This window comes from Fusicatenibacter saccharivorans (genome assembly GCF_015557635.1).
Lineage (GTDB): Bacteria > Bacillota > Clostridia > Lachnospirales > Lachnospiraceae > Fusicatenibacter > Fusicatenibacter saccharivorans.
The window spans coordinates 37,973-58,804 of record NZ_JADNOP010000015.1 but is presented as its reverse complement, the minus strand read 5'-3'; the positions used below and the strand labels follow the sequence as shown (position 1 = coordinate 58,804).

Annotated in this window: 17 protein-coding genes and 2 tRNA genes; 16 read left to right on the top strand and 3 right to left on the bottom strand. The window is 50.0% G+C overall.

The features are described from left to right. Window positions 1-22: 22 nt before the first annotated feature. A complete protein-coding gene (locus I2G42_RS12790; protein WP_195531128.1) occupies window positions 23-1,273 on the bottom strand; it encodes a tRNA(Met) cytidine acetate ligase in 1,251 nt (416 codons plus the stop codon). Between the two features lie 215 nt (window positions 1,274-1,488). Between I2G42_RS12790 and pta the strand changes: the two genes are divergently transcribed. The 11 genes from pta (at window position 1,489) to ilvA (ending at window position 13,664) form a co-directional block, all read left to right on the top strand. Further along, the gene (gene pta, locus I2G42_RS12785) at window positions 1,489-2,484 is read left to right on the top strand and encodes a phosphate acetyltransferase (protein WP_022462726.1); all 996 of its coding nucleotides are present in this window, start codon (window positions 1,489-1,491) and stop codon (window positions 2,482-2,484) included. 99 nt (window positions 2,485-2,583) lie between these two features. Beyond that, window positions 2,584-3,780 carry an acetate kinase gene (locus tag I2G42_RS12780; protein WP_022462727.1) on the top strand — a complete coding sequence of 399 codons (1,197 nt, stop codon included), beginning with the start codon at window positions 2,584-2,586 and terminating at the stop codon, window positions 3,778-3,780. A 74-nt stretch (window positions 3,781-3,854) separates the two neighbouring features. Then, the gene (locus I2G42_RS12775) at window positions 3,855-4,382 is read left to right on the top strand and encodes a YceD family protein (RefSeq protein ID WP_055267341.1); all 528 of its coding nucleotides are present in this window, start codon (window positions 3,855-3,857) and stop codon (window positions 4,380-4,382) included. A 2-nt stretch (window positions 4,383-4,384) separates the two neighbouring features. Continuing rightward, entirely contained in the window at window positions 4,385-4,564 is a 180-nt protein-coding gene (rpmF, locus tag I2G42_RS12770; RefSeq protein WP_022462729.1) for a 50S ribosomal protein L32, read from the top strand. 207 nt (window positions 4,565-4,771) lie between these two features. Next, window positions 4,772-5,557, top strand: coding sequence for a hypothetical protein (locus tag I2G42_RS12765; protein ID WP_055218872.1), 786 nt, complete (start codon window positions 4,772-4,774; stop codon window positions 5,555-5,557). A gap of 228 nt (window positions 5,558-5,785) precedes the next feature. After that, window positions 5,786-6,826, top strand: a complete 1,041-nt coding sequence (gene plsX, locus I2G42_RS12760; protein ID WP_055218874.1) for a phosphate acyltransferase PlsX — start codon at window positions 5,786-5,788, stop codon at window positions 6,824-6,826. Then, window positions 6,816-7,049: an acyl carrier protein gene (gene acpP, locus I2G42_RS12755; RefSeq protein ID WP_022462732.1), complete on the top strand. Its 234-nt coding sequence runs from the start codon at window positions 6,816-6,818 to the stop codon at window positions 7,047-7,049. The genes plsX and acpP overlap by 11 nt, the downstream gene beginning before the upstream one ends. A 105-nt stretch (window positions 7,050-7,154) precedes the next feature. Then, window positions 7,155-7,847: a ribonuclease III gene (gene rnc / locus I2G42_RS12750; RefSeq protein WP_173828769.1), complete on the top strand. Its 693-nt coding sequence runs from the start codon at window positions 7,155-7,157 to the stop codon at window positions 7,845-7,847. 7 nt (window positions 7,848-7,854) lie between these two features. Then, on the top strand, window positions 7,855-11,415 hold the full coding sequence (gene smc / locus I2G42_RS12745; RefSeq protein ID WP_117813971.1) for a chromosome segregation protein SMC: 3,561 nt from the start codon (window positions 7,855-7,857) through the stop codon (window positions 11,413-11,415). Between the two features lie 60 nt (window positions 11,416-11,475). Beyond that, complete coding sequence (ftsY, locus tag I2G42_RS12740) at window positions 11,476-12,417, top strand: signal recognition particle-docking protein FtsY (RefSeq protein ID WP_022462735.1); 942 nt, start codon at window positions 11,476-11,478, stop codon at window positions 12,415-12,417. Window positions 12,418-12,452: 35 nt separating this feature from the next. After that, entirely contained in the window at window positions 12,453-13,664 is a 1,212-nt protein-coding gene (gene ilvA / locus I2G42_RS12735) for a threonine ammonia-lyase (protein ID WP_055219017.1), read from the top strand. 124 nt (window positions 13,665-13,788) lie between these two features. On the opposite strand, the gene I2G42_RS12730 is transcribed toward ilvA, so the two are convergent. Further along, window positions 13,789-13,873: transfer RNA gene (locus tag I2G42_RS12730), tRNA-Leu, on the bottom strand. Window positions 13,874-13,898: 25 nt separating this feature from the next. After that, window positions 13,899-13,983: transfer RNA gene (locus I2G42_RS12725), tRNA-Leu, on the bottom strand. Window positions 13,984-14,186: 203 nt separating this feature from the next. On the opposite strand from I2G42_RS12725, the gene I2G42_RS12720 reads away from it, so the two are divergent. From I2G42_RS12720 to I2G42_RS12700, 5 genes are all read left to right on the top strand, one after another. Continuing rightward, on the top strand, window positions 14,187-15,194 hold the full coding sequence (locus I2G42_RS12720) for a deoxyguanosinetriphosphate triphosphohydrolase (protein ID WP_195531127.1): 1,008 nt from the start codon (window positions 14,187-14,189) through the stop codon (window positions 15,192-15,194). Window positions 15,195-15,210: 16 nt separating this feature from the next. Then, window positions 15,211-16,989: a DNA primase gene (dnaG, locus tag I2G42_RS12715; protein ID WP_195531126.1), complete on the top strand. Its 1,779-nt coding sequence runs from the start codon at window positions 15,211-15,213 to the stop codon at window positions 16,987-16,989. 105 nt (window positions 16,990-17,094) lie between these two features. Next, on the top strand, window positions 17,095-18,237 hold the full coding sequence (gene rpoD, locus I2G42_RS12710; RefSeq protein ID WP_022462739.1) for an RNA polymerase sigma factor RpoD: 1,143 nt from the start codon (window positions 17,095-17,097) through the stop codon (window positions 18,235-18,237). 29 nt (window positions 18,238-18,266) lie between these two features. After that, a complete protein-coding gene (locus I2G42_RS12705; protein WP_195531125.1) occupies window positions 18,267-18,965 on the top strand; it encodes a tRNA (adenine(22)-N(1))-methyltransferase in 699 nt (232 codons plus the stop codon). 117 nt (window positions 18,966-19,082) lie between these two features. Next, window positions 19,083-20,738 (top strand): nucleoside kinase, encoded by a 1,656-nt coding sequence (locus I2G42_RS12700; protein WP_055267351.1) that lies wholly within the window; start codon window positions 19,083-19,085, stop codon window positions 20,736-20,738. The last annotated feature ends 94 nt before the right edge of the window (window positions 20,739-20,832 follow it).

Here is a 20,832-nt window from a genome sequence, read left to right as displayed (position 1 = left end):
TGCTGCTGGAAAAAAGCTGGTTCTATAACAGAACCAGCTTTTTTGTGTATTCATGGACGAACGGTGTCCCTGTTTTGTGAGAACGGACAGTCTCGTAAAAAAGAGAGGCCTGTATATCGCTCTCAAAGGCGGCAAGTGCATCGCCGGTAAGAAGCCGCGGGGCGTCGGCTGCCTTGGCAATGAGCGGCAGAGAAGAACGTCTTCTAATCTCTTTTAACAATGCACCGGCACTTTTTCGGAAACCGAGAACACGGTTATAGCCGGCCGGGTACAATGTTTTCTGGTTCAGAAGCAGATGCATCAGGGCGCGGCTGATGCGGGTATACGTCATTTCCTTTGTTTTAAGCTGCATGGCGAATTCTGAAAATGAGGAGCATGCGTGGCGCTGGCGGAGGATGCGGTTGGCAAGATCCGGCGAGAGGTCGAGACAGGAGGAGAGAGATCCCTTCGTCTCCGTGAGGAGCCGTGCGGCGAGGAGCAGGCTGAAATCATCGGCGGTCAACAGTCCATGAGATGCGACGGCATTCTGAAAAGCGTGAAAGACCGCTTCTGGCATGCAGGAGGCGAGCGCGGACAGTTCCAGATCCTTATGCGGATTGGAAAAAAGAAGATTCCGCATTGCTGTAGCAGAAGGGAGTGCATGTGTGAAAAGCGCTCCTTCGTGGTAGCCGCTGCCCTCCCGGCGGATCGTTACCGGCCGAATGCGGCTTTGTGACAGCAGAAGTGCCTGGACATATTCAATGCCTAAAATATTGTTTGGTTCTTTTAAAAAGGTATCAAGTTCTTCTTTTGAAAGCGAAGAGAAGGAAGCGCTGTCAGAAAAATAAGCGGAAAGTGCCTGTGCGCGCGCCGTCGGGAAGGAAAGTCCGTTCCGAAGCAGACCGGAGAGCAGCTCACGGTATTCCTCCGGCTCGTGGAGCAGAATATCAGCGAGTTCCAGAAACGGCGCCGTGTCTCCATATTCACTGCCAAAGCAGAGAAAATCGACACAGCCAAGCGCAGTAAGGAGCGATACCGCCCCGCGTGCGAAATGCTGTGCACTGCCGAGCGCAAAGTGACACGGAAGCTGTAAGATAAGGTCCGCGCCGCCAAGAAGCGCCAGCTCCGCACGGTCATGTTGGTCAAGAATCGCAGGTGCGCCGCGCTGGACGAAATCGCCGCTCATAATCACGACAAGATAGTCCGCCCCGGTCAGTTCCCTGGCTTTTGCCAGCTGATAAGCATGGCCGTTATGAAAAGGATTATATTCTGCAATGACTGCGGTAATGGTCATAAAACGTACCTTCTTTCGAAAAAAATAGCACGATTCCAAACAGAGAGGAACCGCGGATCACATAGCCCTATCGTAACAAAAACAGAAAAGGAATGCAAGAATTCCTCCGTTTTGGATTTTTTGTCCAGTTGTTTTGAATTTTATACTTGCGAAAGGGCAAAAAGCGTACTACAATGAGAATATCGAGTAAATTTATCGAAAGGAGTCAAAAGATCATGGGATTTATTGACACAATTAAAGCAAGAGCAAAAGCAGACAAAAAAACAATTGTACTGCCAGAGTCAGAAGACAGAAGAACATATGAGGCTGCTGCACAGATCCTGAAAGAGGACCTTGCAAATCTGATCATCATCGGAAGCGAAGAGGCAGTAAAGAAAGGCAGCGAGGGACTGGATGTCTCCAAAGCTACTATTGTAGATCCAGAGAAAAACGAGAAAACACAGGCTTATGTAGATAAGCTGGTAGAGCTTCGTGCAAAGAAAGGCATGACTCCGGAGAAAGCAAGAGAGACCATCCTGAATGACTATACATATTATGGCGTTATGATGGTTAAAATGGGAGATGCAGACGGACTTGTTTCCGGTGCCTGCCATTCTACCGCAAACACCTTACGTCCATGCCTGCAGATCTTAAAGACCAAACCAGGCACAAAACTCGTATCCGCATTCTTCCTGATGGTAGTTCCGGACTGCGAGTACGGCGATGACGGTGTATTCGTATTCGGTGACTGTGGTCTGAACCAGAACCCGAATCCGGAAGAGCTGGCTGCAATCGCAGAGTCTTCCGCAGAGTCCTACCGCATGCTGACCGGAAACGAGCCAAGAGTTGCTATGCTTTCCCACTCCTCCAAAGGAAGTGCAAAACATGCTGATGTAGACAAAGTTGTTGAGGCTACCAGAATTGCAAAAGAAGCAAACCCGGATCTCGCTCTCGACGGCGAGCTGCAGCTTGATGCAGCAATCGTTCCGAGCGTAGGTGCATCCAAAGCTCCGGACAGCAAAGTAGCAGGAAAAGCAAACGTTCTGATCTTCCCGGATCTGGATGCCGGAAACATCGGATACAAACTGGTACAGAGACTGGCAAAAGCAGAAGCATACGGCCCAATGACGCAGGGTATCGCAGCTCCAGTCAACGATCTGTCCCGTGGATGCTCCGCAGAGGATATCGTTGGTGTTGTAGCAATCACTGCTGTACAGTGCCAGGCACAGTAAGCACGAAATAAAACCAATTACAAGCGGTTTTCTGGCCGGCTGCGGAGAACAGGCCGGCCAGAAGTTTTAATAAGACTTTTAAAATAGGAGAATTTAGAAATGAACGTATTAGTAGTAAACTGCGGAAGTTCCTCTCTGAAATTCCAGCTGATCAATTACGATAACCGTGACGTCCTGGCAAAAGGACTCTGTGAGAGAATCGGTATCGACGGACGCCTCGTTTATGAGCCAAAGAACGGCGAAAAAGAGGTAACAGAAGCAGCAATGCCGACACACGTAGAGGCAATCCAGATGGTTCTGGACGCTCTGGTAAACGAGAAGAGCGGCGTCATCAAGAGCCTGGAAGAAGTAGATGCCATCGGACACCGCGTTCTGCACGGCGGAATGAAGATCACAAACTCTGTTATCATCGATGACGAAGTAATCAAAGTTATCGAGGAGTGCGCTGACCTTGGTCCTCTGCACAATCCGGCAAACCTGATGGGAATCAATGCCTGCATGAAACTGATGCCGGGCGTTCCGAACGTAGCAGTATTTGATACCGCATTCCATCAGACCATGCCTCCGAAAGCATATATGTACGGTATTCCGAAAGAGTACTATGAGAAATACGCAATCCGTAAATACGGCTTCCACGGAACTTCTCATAAATTCGTATCCAAGAGAACCGCAGAGTTCCTTGGCAAAGACTACAACGATCTGAAGATCATCGTATGCCATATGGGAAATGGTGCTTCCCTTTCCGCTGTAAAGAACGGCAAATGTGTAGATACCTCCATGGGCCTTACCCCGCTTGAAGGTGTGATCATGGGAACCCGTTCCGGAGATATCGATCCAGCTTTTGTTGAGTATCTGTGCAACAAAGAGAACCTGACCGTATCCGAGGTTCTGAACATTCTGAACAAGAAATCCGGTATGCTCGGCATGACCGGCATCTCCAGCGATTACCGTGATGTATCTGCAGCAGCAGAGGCAGGCAATCAGGATGCCATCAACTGTCTGGAAGCATACGCTTACCGTATTATCAAATACATCGGTTCCTACATCGCAGCTATGGGCGGCGTAGATGTGATCACCTTCACCGCAGGCCTTGGAGAGAACGCTATTCCGCTTCGTGAGACCATCTGCAAAGCATTTGAGTTCATGGGTCTGGAATTCGATTCTGAGGCAAATAACTGCCGTGGCGTTGAGAAGATCATCACCAAAGAAGGCTCCAAGATTACAGCATGCGTGATCCCGACCAACGAGGAAATCGCAATCTGCGAGGAGACCGTAGAGTTAGTAAAAGGAAAATAAAAAATAATTCAAAAAGCAGTTGACAATTCTTACCTTCCCGGGTATAATTGGTAAAGTGTGATTAGGAGAACAATATGAAAATCAGTCTGACCAAGTTATTTGCGCAGGACGGAAAGTCCGAAAAGTATGAAATTCCGCTTACATCCGAAACTTTTTCGATCGGCGGGCAGGACTATCGGGTAATCGAAAAACATCCTGTTATCCTTGGCCTTACGCATGAAGGCAATCGTGTGATCACGATCACCGGCAGCGCAGACCTTACAATGGAGATTCCATGTGCAAGATGCCTGACACCGGTAGCGACTCCATTCCAGCTCGAGTTCGATCTGCAGATTGATCTGAATCTGTCAGAGGAAGAACGCGAGGAAAAAGAAGAGGACTCTTCGTTTGTGGAGGGAGACGAGCTCGATGTGGAAGAACTGGTTCGTAATGAACTCATAGTCCAATGGCCGATTCGAGTGCTGTGTAAAGATGACTGTAAAGGAATCTGCAGCCGTTGTGGTGCGAATCTGAATATTCAGACCTGTGATTGTGATACCACAGGGCTAGACCCCCGAATGGCTGCAATCAAAGATATATTCAGCAAATTTAAGGAGGTGTAACTATGTCCATTTGTCCTAAGAATAAATCTTCCAAAGCAAGACGCGATAAGAGAAGAGCAAACTGGAAAATGTCTGCTCCGAACCTTGTAAAATGCAGCAAATGTGGTGCTCTTATGATGCCGCACAGAGTTTGCAAAGCTTGTGGTTCTTACAACAAAAAAGAAGTCGTTGCAATGGACTAATATTCATAAATCGGAATCAGTTCCGATGTGCAATGCAGCAAAAGGCTCCCGTCACCGGGGGCTTTTTTGTTGTCTCTGCGGGTTGTCTGGAAGCGTCATATAAAAGATTTGACGTGGTGTGTCGTGATGTGCTATAATGGTCTCGGTGAGAATTGAAACAATATTGCAACATTTTCGTAACAATTATAAAAAAGGAGTGCAAAGCATATGAAGAATAGACGAATCATATTTCTGGCAGCATGCATGTGCAGTGTAGTATTCCTCTCAGGATGTTCCACAGACAGTCTGATGGATAAAATGATGGGAACTGAGACGACGGTTTCGTCTTCGGCCAGTGTAGATATTTCAAAAGAGGACAGCGATGCTGTTCATGTAGATGCCAATCTGGAAAAGCCGGTTTTTTCGGTAAATCCGGTGGAGAGCCTGCAGATTCCCGTTGGAAATACATCTGGAAAGCTGACTTGTGAGGCAGGAATAACGGGAGAAGGCACAGTAACATATCAGTGGTATAAGAACAACGTAAATTCCAACGGCGGAGGAACGCCGATTGAAGGCGCAACAGAAGTGACATACCAGGTCGATACTTCGGCGGAGGGAAAAGATTACTATTACGTTGTGGCAACAAACACGGTTGGAAATACCGTTTCCATGGCGACGAGTACAGTAACAGAAGTTACGGTAATTCCGGCCGGGAAATGGGTTCAGAATGAAAACGGATGGCAGTATCAGAATAATGATGGAAGCTATGCAACCAATACCTGGCAGAATATCGACGGCTACTGGTACGTGTTTGATGAAAATTCATACATGGTGACAGGATGGTACTGGAGCGGAGAAGAATGGTATTATCTGGCGGACAACGGTCAGATGCAGACCGGCTGGTTCACGCAGGATGGTGAGGAATATTATCTGGATCCGGATACCGGTGTCATGGCACGGAATACAACCATAGACGGTCATGAGATGAATTCGAGCGGAGTCAAGGTTTCTTAAGAAAAATAAGACAAAACAGAGCGGGTGGATTTTGGAAAGATAAATCCACCCGCTTTTTTGGAATACAGGAGAAAGCGCGGATGGGCATTTGTGCTTGATTTTTGCAAAGGAGTTTAGTATAGTTAATACAGCACTTGCATAAGTGCTTTTAGAGCGTGGTTGAAAACGGTTTTTTGAAAGAAAAAGAGTTTTCAAACGCGCTTTAGAAAAGAGAAAAGAGGAAAAAACATGAGTGACTTAGTCAGAGTTGCAGTGGACGCGATGGGCGGCGATTATGCGCCTGTGGAGCCGGTAAAAGGCGCCGTTGAGGCCGTAAACGCAGATGAACGCGTCAAAGTCCAGCTGGTCGGTCAGGTGGATGTCATCGAGAAAGAGCTGCAGAAATATACGTATCCGAAGGAGCGGGTTGAGATCGTCCCGGCGACCGAAATCATTGAGACGGGAGAACCGCCGGTCAATGCGATCCGTCATAAAAAGGATTCTTCGATCGTTGTCGGCATGAAGAAAGTGCGCTACGGAGAGGCAGACGCGTTTGTCTCATCCGGAAGCACCGGAGCAGTCCTGGTCGGCGGACAGACGATCGTAGGACGCATCAAGGGCGTAGAGCGCCCGCCGCTGGCTCCGCTGATCCCGACGAAAGACGGTGTATCCCTTCTGATCGACTGCGGTGCGAATGTTGATGCAAGACCGTCCCATCTGGTGCAGTTTGCCATGATGGGTTCCATCTATATGGAACACGTTGTCGGCATTAAAAATCCGCGGGTGGGAATCGTGAATATCGGTGTGGAAGAAGAAAAAGGAAACGCGCTCGTCAAAGAGACGTATCCGCTTCTGAAAGAAAACCCGTATATCAACTTTGTCGGCAGTATCGAAGCAAGAGAAATTCCAAACGGAGCCGCAGACGTTGTTGTCTGTGAGGCGTTTGTCGGAAACGTTATCTTAAAGCTGTATGAGGGCGTCGGCGCGACCCTGATTTCCAAGGTAAAACAGGGCATGATGACATCTCTGCGCAGTAAAATCGGAGCCCTTCTTGTGAAACCGGCGCTGAAAGAGACACTGAAGTCTTTTGATGCCAGTGAGTACGGCGGAGCACCGCTGCTTGGCTTAAAAGGACTCGTTGTAAAAACGCACGGAAGCTCAAAAGCCAACGAATTTAAAAATTCCATTCTCCAGTGCATTTCATTCAGCGAAGAGAAGATTCCGCAGAAAGTGCAGGAGCATCTGGCGGACTATAAGAGCAGCAGGGAGGCAGCGAAAGATGGAGTTTGAAAAATTACAGGAGATCATTGCGGATGTATTAAACGTAGATCCGAATGAAGTAACCATGGAGACAACCTTTGCAGATGATCTGGGAGCGGATTCCCTGGATGTATTTCAGATTGTGATGGGAATTGAAGAAGAATTTGATATCCAGATCGAAGCAGAAGAAGCAGAGCACATCGTATCGGTTGAGGATGCGGTGGAAGCGATCAAAAAGAAACTGGCAGAATAATAGAAAATGGCGAAGGGGCTGTTTACTACAGGACAGCCCCTTTGTTACCGTCCGCAGAACACCTGCAAACGGTAACTATGAGGAAGGACAGGCTTAAAACAGGTTATGAATAATATTGATAAACTCGTGGATTTGGAAAAGAAGATCCAGTATAGATTTCAGGATTTCGGACTGCTGGAGATGGCGATGCGCCATTCTTCCTACGCAAATGAGCACCATATGGAGCGCCTGGAGTGCAACGAGCGTCTGGAGTTCTTAGGAGATGCCGTGCTGGAAGTTGTATCCAGCGAATTTTTATACAAGACATTCCCGCGTCTCCCGGAGGGCGAGATGACGAAAAAACGCGCCAGCCTCGTCTGTGAACCGGCACTGGCATTCTGTGCCCGTGAGATTGACCTTGGCAGCTTTCTGCTCCTTGGAAAGGGCGAGGAGGCAACCGGCGGCCGTCACCGCGATTCCATCGTTTCGGATGCCATGGAGGCAACGATCGGTGCGATTTTCCTGGACGGCGGCTTTGAACCGGCAAAAACGTTCGTTCTGAACTATATCTTAAACGATATCGAACACAAACAGCTTTTCTACGACAGCAAAACGATTCTGCAGGAGCTGATCCAGGGTGAGACGGATGAAGAGATTGTTTACACCATCTTAAAAGAAGAGGGACCGGATCACGACAAGAGCTTCTGGGCACAGGTCAGCGTCGGAAAGAAAGCGCTCGGTACCGGAAAGGGCAGAACGAAAAAAGCGGCAGAACAGGCAGCGGCATACGATGCAATTCTTGCCAGAAAAAAAGCGTAGGTGAATTATGTATCTCAAATCCATTGAAATGCAGGGATTTAAGTCGTTTGCCAACAAAACCATTCTGCAGTTCCACGACGGTATTACCGGCGTTGTAGGGCCGAACGGCAGTGGAAAGAGCAATGTTGGCGATGCGGTGCGCTGGGTGCTCGGCGAACAGAGCGCCAAGCAGCTCCGCGGCGGAAATATGCAGGATGTTATTTTCTCCGGAACCGAGACGAGAAAGCCGCTCGGCTACGCGTCGGTTGCAATTACACTCGACAATTCCGACCACAAGCTGAATGTCGATTTCGAGGAAGTCACGGTGACGAGACGGCTCTACCGCTCCGGTGAGAGCGAGTATCTGATGAATGGTGCATCGTGCCGGTTAAAGGACATCAACGAGCTGTTCTACGATACCGGTATCGGAAAAGAAGGCTATTCCATCATCGGACAGGGTCAGATTGATAAGATCTTAAGCGGTAAGCCGGAAGAGCGCCGGGAGCTGTTTGACGAGGCGGCAGGAATTGTCAAATTCAAGAGAAGGAAGGCCGTGACCGAAAAGAAGCTGGCGGAAGAGCAGCAGAATCTGGTGCGCGTCAACGACATTCTCTCGGAACTGACAAGGCAGTTAGAGCCGCTGGAACGCCAGTCTGAGACGGCAAAGATTTATTTAAAGAAGAAAGAGGAATTAAAGATCCTCGATATCAATATGTTTCTGCTCGAGATGGAGCGCATCCGGAACGATCTCACGAAAGTAGAAGACCGGTACCGGATTGCAGAAGAGCAGTTAAAGAGCACGAAAGAGGCTTTTGAGCATACGAAGCAGGAGTATGAAAAGCTGGAACAGGAGCAGGAAAAACTGGACCAGACGATTCTTTCTGCGCGCGATCAGGCGGGGGAGAATGCACTGAAACGCCAGCAGCTCGAAAACCAGATCGAGGTGTTGAACGAGCAGATTCATGCATCGGAGAGGAACAGCGACACATTAAGAGGACGTCTGGAGGCGATCCGCGCGGAGAGCCGCACAAAGACGGCAGAAAAAAATACATATCAGGCAGAAAAGGACGGACTTCATGAAGCACTTCTTGGGTCAGAGACGGAAAAGAGTGAGAAAGAGGCCGCTCTCTCGGAATGCCAGGAGCAGATCCAGGCAGTCGAGCTGCAGAGTGAACAGGATAAGAGCGAAGTCATCGGCCTTCTGAACCAGCGGGGTTCCACGAAGGGAAAAATGCAGCGCTACGATGCGATGCTCGAGCAGATCGGCATCCGAAAGGCAGAATTAAGCCAGAGGGTGCTGCATTTAAAGACGAGCGAGTCCGAACAGAACGGGCAGATGGAAGAACTGCAGAACGCGTTTGAAGCGCTCGGAGAGACGGTAAGCAGCCTGAAACAGCAGTACCAGGAGGCAGATCAGAAGATTACCGCGCTGACGGCGGATCTCTCGAACCAGACGAAAGAGATGGAAGCCGGCCAGACCAATTACCACAGAGAAGCGTCAAGGCTCGAATCCTTAAAGAACATCACCGAGCGGTACGACGGCTATGGAAACAGTATTCGGAAGGTCATGGAGCAGAAAGACCGGAATCCCGGCATCCACGGCGTTGTGGCGGATCTTCTGCAGGCGGAGAAAAAGTACGAGATGGCGATCGAGACCGCACTTGGCGGCAGCATTCAGAATATTGTCACCGACAATGAGGCGACGGCGAAATACCTGATTGAATACCTGAAACGGGGCCATTTCGGCCGTGCGACGTTCCTTCCGCTCACCAGTATGCGCGGGAAAAAAACGCAGGTGAATGAGGATGCGGCAAGAGAAACCGGTGTGCTTGGTGTGGCAAATGCACTTGTTTCGTACGACCCGGTGTATGAGGGCCTTGTGGCACAGTTGCTTGGAAGAACGCTGGTGGTCGACACGATCGACCATGCCATTGTGATCCAGCGGAAATACCGTCAGACGCTCCGCATGGTAACCCTCGAGGGCGAGCTCTTGAGCCCGGGCGGTTCCATGACAGGAGGTTCGTTCCGGAACAACAGCAACCTGCTCGGAAGACGGCGTGAGATTGAGGAACTCGAAAAGAGCGTACAGGGTCTTGCGAAGGAACTGCGGGAAATCCAGCAGGAACTTGAAGAGAAGAAAAATAAGCGGAATGAAATCCGCGATCTCCGCACCGAGCTGAATGAAAAACTGCAGCGGCAGTACATCGAGCAGAATACGGTGCGCCTGAATCTGGAAAAAGCGCGCGAGAAAAAGACGGAAATCCGTCTGGATTTTGAAGCGCTTCAGAAGGAGAGTCTCGAGATTGAAAATCAGATCGCCGAGATTGAGCGGAACCGGAAAGTCATCGGTCAGGAAATGCAGGAATCGGTGGAGCGGGAAAGCACGCTGCAGGAGAATATCCAGAAGGCGCAGGAGGCGCTTACAGGGCTTCGCCGCCGGGAAGCAGAATATACGAAGGATCTTGAAGAAATCCGGTTAAATTACGCAAATCTGTCCCAGAAGGATGGATTCCTTGCCCAGAACATCCGCCGTCTTGAGGAAGAGACGGGAAAACTGGAAGCGGAAAGCCGCACCATGCTGGAAAAAGCGGCGGAGGAAAAAGACGATGTCAAAAGGAAACAGCAGGACATCGTGGAGATCCAGAAGACGATTGCAGCAGCAGTGCAGGCAAAAGAAGAGGAAGACCGCCGGATTGTGGAACTGCAGGAGAAAAAAGAAGCATTAAGCGCAGATCACAAAGAATTTTTCGAGAAGCGGGATCAGCTCTCCGACCAGATTTCCCTGATGGACAAAGAGTGCTTCCGTCTGAACAGCCAGAAAGAAAAGCTGGAGGAGACAAAAGAGGCACAGACCTCGTATCTCTGGGAAGAGTACGAAGTGACACCGGGCCACGCAAGAGAGTTCCAGATGGAGGAGATTCCGGAGCGCAGTGAATTAAAGCGGTGTGTGCTGGAAGTAAAAGATGCGATCCGGAAACTTGGCTCTGTCAATGTGAATGCGATTGAGGAGTACAAAGAGATTTCGGAGCGCCACGCCTTTCTCGATGCACAGCACACCGATCTTGTCAAGGCGGCGGAGACACTGCAGGGCATCATCGATGAGCTGGATGCCGGTATGCGCAAGCAGTTCACGGAAAAATTCGAGGAGATCCGGAAAGAGTTTGACCGCGTGTTCCGCCAGCTGTTCGGCGGCGGAAAGGGAACGCTGGAGCTCGAGGAGGACACGGATGTACTCGAGGCAGGTATCCGCATCATTTCCCAGCCGCCGGGAAAGAAACTGCAGAATATGATGCAGCTCTCCGGAGGCGAGAAGGCACTGACCGCGATTGCGCTGCTTTTTGCAATCCAGAACTTGAAGCCGTCCCCGTTCTGTTTACTTGACGAGATCGAGGCGGCGCTCGACGATTCCAACGTAACGCGTTTTGCGCAGTATCTGCATAAGCTGACAAAAAATACCCAGTTCATCGTCATCACCCACAGGCGCGGTACGATGACGGCGGCAGACCGTCTGTACGGCATCACGATGCAGGAGAAGGGTGTTTCTACCCTTGTTTCTGTCGATTTGATCGAGGGAGAACTGGACAAATAGAAACGAATAAGATACAATACGAAAGAAGTAAGATAGAAAAGATAAAGGGAGGCGAACGGTATGGCGGAGGAGAAAGTAGGCTTTTTCAAACGTCTTGTCAACGGTCTGACGAAGACCCGAGACAGCATTGTAGCTGGAATTGATTCTATTTTCAGCGGCTATTCCAATATTGATGACGATTTTTATGAGGAGATCGAGGAGATTCTCGTCATGGGAGATATCGGCATCAATACAACGACCAAAATTATTGACCACTTAAAAGAGCGGGTGGCAGAAGAGCACATTACCGATCCGGCAGAGTGCAAACAGCTTCTGATCGAGAGCATCAAAAAACAGATGGATGTAGGCGATACAGCCTATGAATTTGAAAACCGGAAATCGGTAGTGCTGGTGATCGGTGTCAATGGAGTCGGAAAAACGACCTCCGTCGGAAAGCTGGCCGGCCTTCTGAAGGATCAGGGCAAAAAGGTTGTTCTTGCGGCAGCAGATACGTTCCGTGCAGCGGCAGGCGAGCAGCTCACGGAGTGGGCGCACCGCGCCGGCGTGGATATCATCGGCGGACAGAACGGAGCAGATCCGGCGTCCATCGTGTACGATGCAGTCGCAGCGGCAAAAGCCAGAAATGCGGATGTGCTGATCTGTGATACGGCAGGAAGACTTCACAACAAGAAGAACCTGATGGAAGAGCTCCACAAGATTTACCGGATTCTGGAAAAAGAGTACCCAGAGGCATATCTGGAAACGCTGGTGGTGCTGGATGGTACCACGGGCCAGAATGCGCTGCAGCAGGCAAGACAGTTTGCAGAAGTGGCAAATGTCACCGGTATCATTCTGACGAAGCTGGACGGAACTGCAAAGGGCGGTATCGCCGTTGCCATCCAGTCCGAGCTTGATATTCCGGTCAAATACATCGGCGTGGGCGAGAGCATCCACGATCTGCAGAAATTTGATGCAGACCAGTTTGTAAATGCACTGTTCCATACATCCGAAGAGAATGCTTAAAAAGACAACAAGGAGAAAAGACTATGGCAGAAGAAATGCTGACACTCCCGAAATTTGAGGAAGCGTCTGAAATTGTAAAAAAAGTAACACAGGAGACCAAACTGGTTTACAGCAAATATTTCAGCGAGCAGACGGGAAATAAAGTCTACTTAAAACCGGAAAATATGCAGCTGACCGGCGCCTATAAGCTGCGCGGTGCCTATTACAAAATCAGCACCTTAAGTGAAGAGGAGCGCGCAAAAGGACTGATCACCGCATCTGCAGGAAACCATGCACAGGGCGTTGCGTATGCGGCAAAATGCTACGGTGCAAAGGCTGTCATCGTGATGCCGACTACCACACCGCTCATCAAAGTAGAGCGTACCCAGAGCTACGGCGCTGAGGTTGTTCTGTACGGAGATGTGTACGATGAGGCATGTGCAAAAGCATACGAGCTTGCAGCAGAGCATGGCTATACCTTTATTCACCCGTTCGATGATCTGACCGTTGCAACCGGCCAGGGAACCATCGCTATGGAAGTAATTCAGGAGCTTCCGCTCGTAGATTATATCCTTGTTCCGATCGGAGGAGGCGGACTGGCTACCGGTGTTTCCACACTGGCAAAACTGCTGAAACCAAACATCAAAGTCATCGGTGTTGAGCCGTCCGGAGCAGCCTGTATGAAGGCTTCTTTTGAAAAAGGCGAGGTAACGACCGTATCTCCTGTCAGCACAATTGCAGACGGTACTGCAGTACAGACACCGGGATCCAAGATTTTCCCGTATGTAAGACAGAACCTGGACGAGATCATTACTGTGGATGATGATGAGCTGATCGTAGCATTCCTTGATATGGTAGAAAACCACAAGATGATCGTTGAGAACTCCGGTCTTCTGACTGTGGCTGCATTAAAGCATCTGGATGTCAAAGGCAAAAAGATTGTTTCGATCTTAAGCGGCGGAAATATGGACGTCATCACCATGTCTTCCGTGATCCAGAACGGACTGATCCAGAGAGACCGTATCTTTACTGTATCCGTTCTTCTGCCGGATAAACCAGGCGAGCTGGTACGCGTTTCCCAGGTGATTGCAAACGAGAACGGAAACGTCATCAAACTGGACCACAACCAGTTCTTCACAACGAACAGAAGTGCTGCAGTAGAGCTCCGCATCACAATGGAGGCATTCGGCACCGATCACAAGAACCGTATTGTCAAAGCACTGGAAGAGGCTGGCTATACACCGAAGATTGTAAGACCGAACCTGTAAAAACAGAAATTGCAGAGAAAATTCTGAAAAAAAGAAAAATAAAAAATCAGAGGGATCCGGAAAGGAATTTCCTCTGATTTTTTTGAGCAGGAAAAAACCCTTGCATGCACAAGGGTTTTCGTTCTGCGGAAGATGGGACTTGAACCCACACGATCGCAATGACCACCAGATCCTTAGTCTGGCCTGTCTGCCAATTCCAGCACTTCCGCATGTTATGTAGTTTTTTAAATTTCATGCGGAAGATGGGACTTGAACCCACACGATCGCAATGACCACCAGATCCTTAGTCTGGCCTGTCTGCCAATTCCAGCACTTCCGCATGTTCTTTAAGTTTTTGTCATCTCGCTGACGACAAGATGTATTATAGCACCAGAGTTGTAAGCCGTCAACACTTTTTTTGAAAAAATTTGAAAAATTTGAAAAATAAAAAAGGAAATCGGAATCGGGCACCGAATATAGGAAATAGGAGGACAATGAAAAGAACTGTTACAGGCATATTACCGGGAAAGAGGTGGTCTTCGTTTGAACTTGAGAGAATCGTTTGAAGAACGGGAATTTCAGGAGCTGAGTCCTTATGCGGCGCACAGCCGGAATTCCAGAGGAAGGGACCGATATGAACCGGAGTGTGACATCCGCACCGTCTACCAGAGAGACCGGGACCGGATTCTCCATTCCAAAGCCTTTCGCAGGATGAAAGACAAAACACAGGTGTTTCTCGCTGCGCAGGGCGATCATTACCGGACCCGCCTGACGCACACACTCGAGGTGTCCCAGATTGCCCGCACGATTGCGCGGGCGCTGAATCTGAATGAGGATCTGACCGAAGCCATTGCGCTCGGCCACGATCTCGGACACACGCCGTTTGGCCATTCCGGGGAAGCGGCGCTCAATGCGGTGCATCCCGGGGGCTTCCGCCACGCGGAACAGAGCGTCCGTGTCGTGGAGGTTCTAGAAAAGGAAGGACAGGGCCTGAACCTGACCTGGGAAGTGCGGGATGGAATTCTGAACCACCGCACGGCGGGAAAGCCGTCGACCCTGGAGGGACAGGTTGTGCGTCTCTGCGACAAGATCGCCTACATCCACCACGATATGGACGATGCCATCCGCGCCGGCATCTTAAGCGAGGATGACATCCCGATTACGATCCGCGTTGTTCTTGGCGATACGTGCCGCGAGCGGCTCAATACGCTGATCCACGATATTGTGGAGCAGAGCCGCGGAACGGAGTATGTGCGCCAGTCGGCGGAGATTGCCGAGGGAATGCGCCTGCTGCGGGAGTTGATGTTCGCGAACGTCTACCGCAACCCGGAGGCGAAAAAAGAGGAGGAGAAGGCAAAGAAGATGCTGATTTCCCTCTACACCTACTACCAGGAGCACCCGGAACAGATGTCCCGCGAGTACCGGAATCTGATCGGGTGCGGCGAGGACAAGACACAGGTAGTATGCGATTATATTGCCGGTATGACCGATCAGTATTCCATGCACAAATACGAGGAGCTGTTCGTGCCGAAAGCCTGGGCGGTTTATTAGATACAGGGAGGAAAAAATGCGATATTCCGATGATTTAGTGGAAGAGATTCGTATGAAAAATGACATCGTAGATGTGATATCCGGCTACGTAAAGCTGACAAGAAGAGGAAGCTCTTACTTCGGGCTCTGCCCGTTCCACAATGAGAAGTCCCCTTCCTTTTCCGTCAGCCCAGGAAAGCAGATGTATTACTGCTTCGGATGCGGAGCCGGAGGAAATGTCTTTACGTTTTTGATGGAATATGAAAACTTTACGTTTGTGGAAGCTTTGAAATTTCTGGCGGACCGGGCCGGGGTGGAGCTTCCGCAGATGGAGTATTCGAAAGAAGCAAAGGAGCAGGCCGATTTAAAGAATACGCTGCTGGAGATCAATAAGCAGGCGGCGAAATTCTATTATTACCAGCTCCACACCGAGCGCGGAAAGCAGGGCTACGATTACCTGAAGGGGCGCGGCCTTTCGGATGATACGATTCGAAAATTCGGCCTTGGCTATTCAGATAAGTATGGAAGCCTGCTGTACCGTTTCTTAAAAGAAAAAGGGTATGACGATGAAATCCTGCGTCAGTCGGGCCTTTTTCTGGCGGACGAGGTGCATGGCATGCAGGACAAGTTCTGGAACCGTGTCATTTACCCGATCATGGATGCCAACAGCCGTGTCATCGGCTTCGGAGGCCGTGTGATGGGGGATGGAAAGCCGAAATACCTGAACTCGCCGGAGACAAAGATTTTCGATAAGAGCCGCAATCTCTACGGGCTGCATCTGGCGCGCTCTTCACGGAGAAAAAATCTGATTATCTGCGAGGGCTATATGGACGTCATCTCCATGCACCAGGCAGGATTCAATAACGCGGTAGCTTCTCTTGGAACAGCACTCACATCGCTGCAGGCGGGGCTGATGAAACGGTATACCGACGAGGTTCTTGTGATCTATGACAGCGATGAGGCAGGCGTCAAAGCGGCGCTTCGTGCGATTCCGATGCTCAAAGGGGTTGGTCTTACAACGCGTGTCGTCAATTTGAGACCGTATAAGGACCCGGATGAGTTTATCCAGCACGAGGGCTGCGAAGCGTTCGAAAAACGTCTGGAAGAGGCGGAGAACAGCGTTTTGTATGAGATCCGCATGAAGGAACGCGATTTCGACCTTGCCGACCCGCAGGGCAAATCCGATTTCCTGCATGAGGCGGTGCGTCGTCTCGTTGCAATCGAGGATGAGATCGAGCGGAACAGTTATCTTGAGGCAGTGGCAGGAAAATACGGGATTGCCGTCGAAGTACTGCGAAAGCAGGTCGGTCAGATGGCACTATCAGGAGCCGGAAGGACGGAGCGTGTCAAGCCGCGGAATACAGCCGCAAACAAAAAAGAGAAAGAGGGCGGTGTCGAAAAAGCACAGAAGCTGATGCTGACATGGATGACCTCTTATCCGGCGCTCATTGGAAAACTGGAAAAATATATTACGCCGGAGGATTTTACCACACCTCTTTACCACCAGATTGCAGAGATGATTGTGCTGCAGTATCACGAGGGCGGGGTGAATCCGGCAAAGCTTTTGAATCAGTTTGTTGATTCCGAGGAGCAGAAAGAAGTTGCAGGCCTTTTTAATGCCAGAATCCCGCTGGAGACAGAGGAGGAAAAACGGCGCGCGCTGCACGATGTGATCTGCAATATGAAAGAGAACAGTATTGCATATCAGTCGGCGCATATGAATGTGACCGATATGGCGGCGCTGCAGAAATTGATGGCAGGTAAAAAAAGCCTGGAGCGGTGGAAAGCAGGGGAGCTTCCGGAATTCACTTTTTAAGCAAAACTGGATACCCAAGAAAAACCCTGGAATCTTCTGTTCTGTGTGTTTAATTTCGCAGGGCAGGGACAGAATATATACAAGCTATGGAAGGATGGACAGTCAATGGAGTTCGATAAAGCAAAATTTATGGAAAAATTAAAAGAGCTGGTAGCATACGGCAAAAAGAAAAAGAGCGTCCTGGAATATCAGGAAATCAACGACTTTTTCCGCGATATGCCGCTGGACGCGGAGCAGATGGAGAAGGTATTTGAATACCTGGAGGCAAGCGGCATCGACGTACTGCGTCTCTCAGACATGACCGAGGATCCAAATGCGGCAGACCGTGATCTTCTCCTTCTGGACGACGATGACATCGATCTTTCTGAAGAAGAAGAGATCGATATGGAGAACATCGACCTTTCCGTTCCGGAAGGCGTCAGCATTGAGGATCCGGTCCGCATGTACTTAAAAGAGATCGGTAAAGTGCCGCTTCTTTCTGCAGAGGAAGAGATTAAGCTGGCACAGAGAATGGAAGAGGGAGATGAGGAAGCAAAAAAACGTCTGGCAGAGGCAAACCTTCGTCTTGTTGTTTCGATTGCAAAACGTTACGTAGGCCGTGGTATGCTGTTTCTGGATCTGATTCAGGAAGGTAACTTAGGTCTTATTAAAGCGGTGGAAAAATTCGACTACCGCAAAGGATACAAATTCTCTACGTATGCAACGTGGTGGATCCGCCAGGCGATCACAAGAGCGATTGCAGATCAGGCGAGAACAATCCGTATTCCGGTTCATATGGTAGAAACGATCAACAAGCTGATCCGCGTTTCCCGTCAGTTACTGCAGGAGTTAGGCCGCGAACCTACGCCGGAAGAGATCGCAGAGGAGATGCATATGTCTGTGGAGCGTGTCCGCGAGATCCTGAAAATTTCCCAGGAGCCGGTTTCTCTTGAGACCCCGATCGGCGAGGAGGAGGACAGCCACCTCGGTGACTTCATCCAGGATGACAATGTGCCGGTACCGGCAGATGCGGCAGCATTCACGATGCTGAAAGAGCAGCTGGAGGATGTCTTAAGCACACTGACCGACCGTGAGCAGAAGGTTCTGCGTCTCCGTTTCGGACTTGATGATGGCCGTGCGAGAACCCTCGAAGAGGTTGGTAAAGAGTTTAATGTTACAAGAGAGCGTATCCGTCAGATCGAGGCGAAAGCGCTCCGTAAACTGCGCCATCCGAGCCGTTCCAGAAAGCTGAAAGATTACCTGGACTAATCTGCGAGGAAGAAAAGGACGACAGGAAAATGCAGTTATCAAAAAGACTTTCCGCGGTAGCGGAGTTTGTCACCTCGGGCGGCTGCCTGGTCGATGTGGGAACAGATCACGGCTATGTGCCGATTGCGCTGCTGGAACAGAAGAAGATTTCCTCCGCAATCGCCATGGATGTGAACCGCGGACCGCTGGAGCGGGCCAGGGAGCATATTGCGCAGTACCAGATGGGGGACTACATAGAAACAAGACTTTCCGACGGACTCCATGCCCTGCGTGCGGGAGAGGGTGATTCTCTTCTCATCGCGGGCATGGGCGGCGGGCTTACCATAAGAATTTTAAGCGAAGGTGAGCCGCTGCTGTCCGGTTTTCGGGAGCTGATCCTGGAGCCGCAGTCGGATATCGACCGCGTGCGTGCATGGCTTCTGGAACACGGATTTTTCCTTGCACAGGAGAATTTTGTAGAGGAGGATGGAAAATATTATCCGATTCTGCGGGCAGTGCCAGGGGAAAAGGAGAATCTGAAGGCGGAGGAGCTTTTCTATGGACCGCGCCTTCTGGAAAAGGAAAATCCGGTGCTGAGGGAATACCTTCTGAAACAGCAGGAGCAGAACCAGACGCTGATCCGCCAGCTTTCGGATCACTCCAGTGAAAAGGCAGCACAGCGCCTTTGGGAATTAAAAGAAAAAGAGGCAGTACTGGAATCTGCGCTTGCGCGTTTCCATACGATGTAACGACAGCGTTTGCACAAGAGGGGCGTGTCTGAAAATTTCAGCAGTTGTAATTTTCGGGCGCGCCTTTTCTGTCACTTCTGAATTTTCAGAAAGTTTTGCAAGAAGGAGGAATTACAATTGATTCAGGTAACAATTGATGGAAAAGGATACGAATATCCGGAAAATTGCTCTTATTATGAGATTGCAAAGGATTTTGAAAAAACAATGGACGCGCCGATTGTCCTTGTGAAAGTGGACGGACGGCTGCGGGAGCTGCACAAACAGCTGAAAAAAGACTGTGAACTGGAATTTGTGACAACGGAGGATGAGATCGGACATAAAACGTATCAGAGGAGTCTTTCTCTTCTGCTGGTAAAAGCGGTGTATCATGTGGGAGGCTACGATAAGATCCGCCATGTGATGCTGCATTTTTCGGCGGGTTCGGGCTTTTTCTACACGGTGGACGGCGATATCACGCTGAATCAGGCGTTTTTGGACGAAGTAAAAGCGTATATGCATGAACAGGTGGAAAAGGCGGTGCCGATTTATAAGCGGAGTGTCGATACGCACGAGGCGAGAGAACGGTTCCGGCTGCATGGCATGACGGATAAAGACCGCTTGTTCCGTTACCGCCGTGTCTCCCGTGTGAATCTGTACAGTCTCGGGGATTTTGAAGACTATTATTATGGATTTATGACGTATGATACGAGTTATCTGAAGTATTTTGATCTCTATTTATACGATGACGGCTTTGTGCTGCAGATGCCGGAGAAAAAGGCGCCGGAGACGGTGCCGGCGGCGAATCTCTCCCCGAAGGTGTTCCAGGTGCAGCGGGAATCGGAGCGCTGGGGTGAGCAGATGGGAATTTCCACGGTTGCCGACTTAAATGAACGCATCACGAAGGGCAATATTCAGCAGATGATGCTGATTGCGGAGGCGCTGCAGGAGCAGAAGATTGCGAAGATTGCGGAGCAGATTGCGGAAAGAAAGCAGGTTAAATTTGTGCTGATTGCGGGTCCGTCTTCCTCCGGAAAGACGACGTTCTGCAACCGGCTGTCGATCCAGCTTTCGGCGCATGGTCTGACGCCGCATCCGATCAGCCTTGATAATTACTATGTGAACCGGGTAGATACGCCGCGGGATGAAAACGGCGACTATGATTTTGAATGCCTGGAAGCACTGGATATCGAGCTTTTGAACCGGGATATGACAGCACTTTTGAACGGAGAGCGTGTGGAACTGCCGTATTTTAATTTTAAGACGGGCAAGCGCGAGTACAAGGGGAATTTTATTCAGATGAAGGAGACTGATGTGCTGGTGCTGGAGGGGATTCACGGGCTGAATGAAAAACTGACGTGGTCGCTTCCTTCGGAAAGTAAATTCCGGATTTATATCAGTGCGCTGACGCAGATTAATGTGGATGAACACAACCGGATTCCGACGACGGATGGCCGGCTGATCCGGCGTATGGTGCGTGACAGCCGGACACGGGCGACGTCGGCGAAGGAGACGATTGCGATGTGGCCGTCGGTGCGCCGCGGGGAAGATCGTAATATTTTCCCGAATCAGGAGAAGGCGGATGTGATGTTCAATTCAGCGCTGGTGTATGAGCTTTCGGTGCTGAAGCTGTATGCGGAGCCGCTTTTGTTCCAGATTGAGGAGGGAGAGCCGGAGTACCAGGAGGCAAAGCGGCTGCTGAAGTTTTTGGATTATTTTGTCGGGGTGCCGATTGAGGATATTCCCAAGAATTCGATTCTGCGGGAGTTTGTGGGGGGAAGCTGCTTTGATGTGTGAAAGGCTGTTTTGTATGGCTTTGTGGGATCTGCGATTTGGGGATGGACAAGAAAGAGAGTTTGTGGTATGATTATTAACTGTCTGATGTTCCGTT

Excerpts from the sequence above, each read along its gene's own strand:
- dnaG (WP_195531126.1), top strand. The coding sequence starts at position 15,211 with ATGCGATATTCCGATGATTTAGTGGAAGAGATTCGTATGAAAAATGAC.
- I2G42_RS12705 (WP_195531125.1), top strand. The coding sequence starts at position 18,267 with ATGCAGTTATCAAAAAGACTTTCCGCGGTAGCGGAGTTTGTCACCTCG.
- pta (WP_022462726.1), top strand. The coding sequence starts at position 1,489 with ATGGGATTTATTGACACAATTAAAGCAAGAGCAAAAGCAGACAAAAAA.
- acpP (WP_022462732.1), top strand. The coding sequence starts at position 6,816 with ATGGAGTTTGAAAAATTACAGGAGATCATTGCGGATGTATTAAACGTA.
- plsX (WP_055218874.1), top strand. The coding sequence starts at position 5,786 with ATGAGTGACTTAGTCAGAGTTGCAGTGGACGCGATGGGCGGCGATTAT.
- I2G42_RS12780 (WP_022462727.1), top strand. The coding sequence starts at position 2,584 with ATGAACGTATTAGTAGTAAACTGCGGAAGTTCCTCTCTGAAATTCCAG.
- rpmF (WP_022462729.1), top strand. The coding sequence starts at position 4,385 with ATGTCCATTTGTCCTAAGAATAAATCTTCCAAAGCAAGACGCGATAAG.
- rpoD (WP_022462739.1), top strand. The coding sequence starts at position 17,095 with ATGGAGTTCGATAAAGCAAAATTTATGGAAAAATTAAAAGAGCTGGTA.
- ilvA (WP_055219017.1), top strand. The coding sequence starts at position 12,453 with ATGCTGACACTCCCGAAATTTGAGGAAGCGTCTGAAATTGTAAAAAAA.
- ftsY (WP_022462735.1), top strand. The coding sequence starts at position 11,476 with ATGGCGGAGGAGAAAGTAGGCTTTTTCAAACGTCTTGTCAACGGTCTG.
- smc (WP_117813971.1), top strand. The coding sequence starts at position 7,855 with ATGTATCTCAAATCCATTGAAATGCAGGGATTTAAGTCGTTTGCCAAC.
- I2G42_RS12775 (WP_055267341.1), top strand. The coding sequence starts at position 3,855 with ATGAAAATCAGTCTGACCAAGTTATTTGCGCAGGACGGAAAGTCCGAA.
- rnc (WP_173828769.1), top strand. The coding sequence starts at position 7,155 with ATGAATAATATTGATAAACTCGTGGATTTGGAAAAGAAGATCCAGTAT.
- I2G42_RS12790 (WP_195531128.1), bottom strand. The coding sequence starts at position 1,273 with ATGACCATTACCGCAGTCATTGCAGAATATAATCCTTTTCATAACGGC.
- I2G42_RS12765 (WP_055218872.1), top strand. The coding sequence starts at position 4,772 with ATGAAGAATAGACGAATCATATTTCTGGCAGCATGCATGTGCAGTGTA.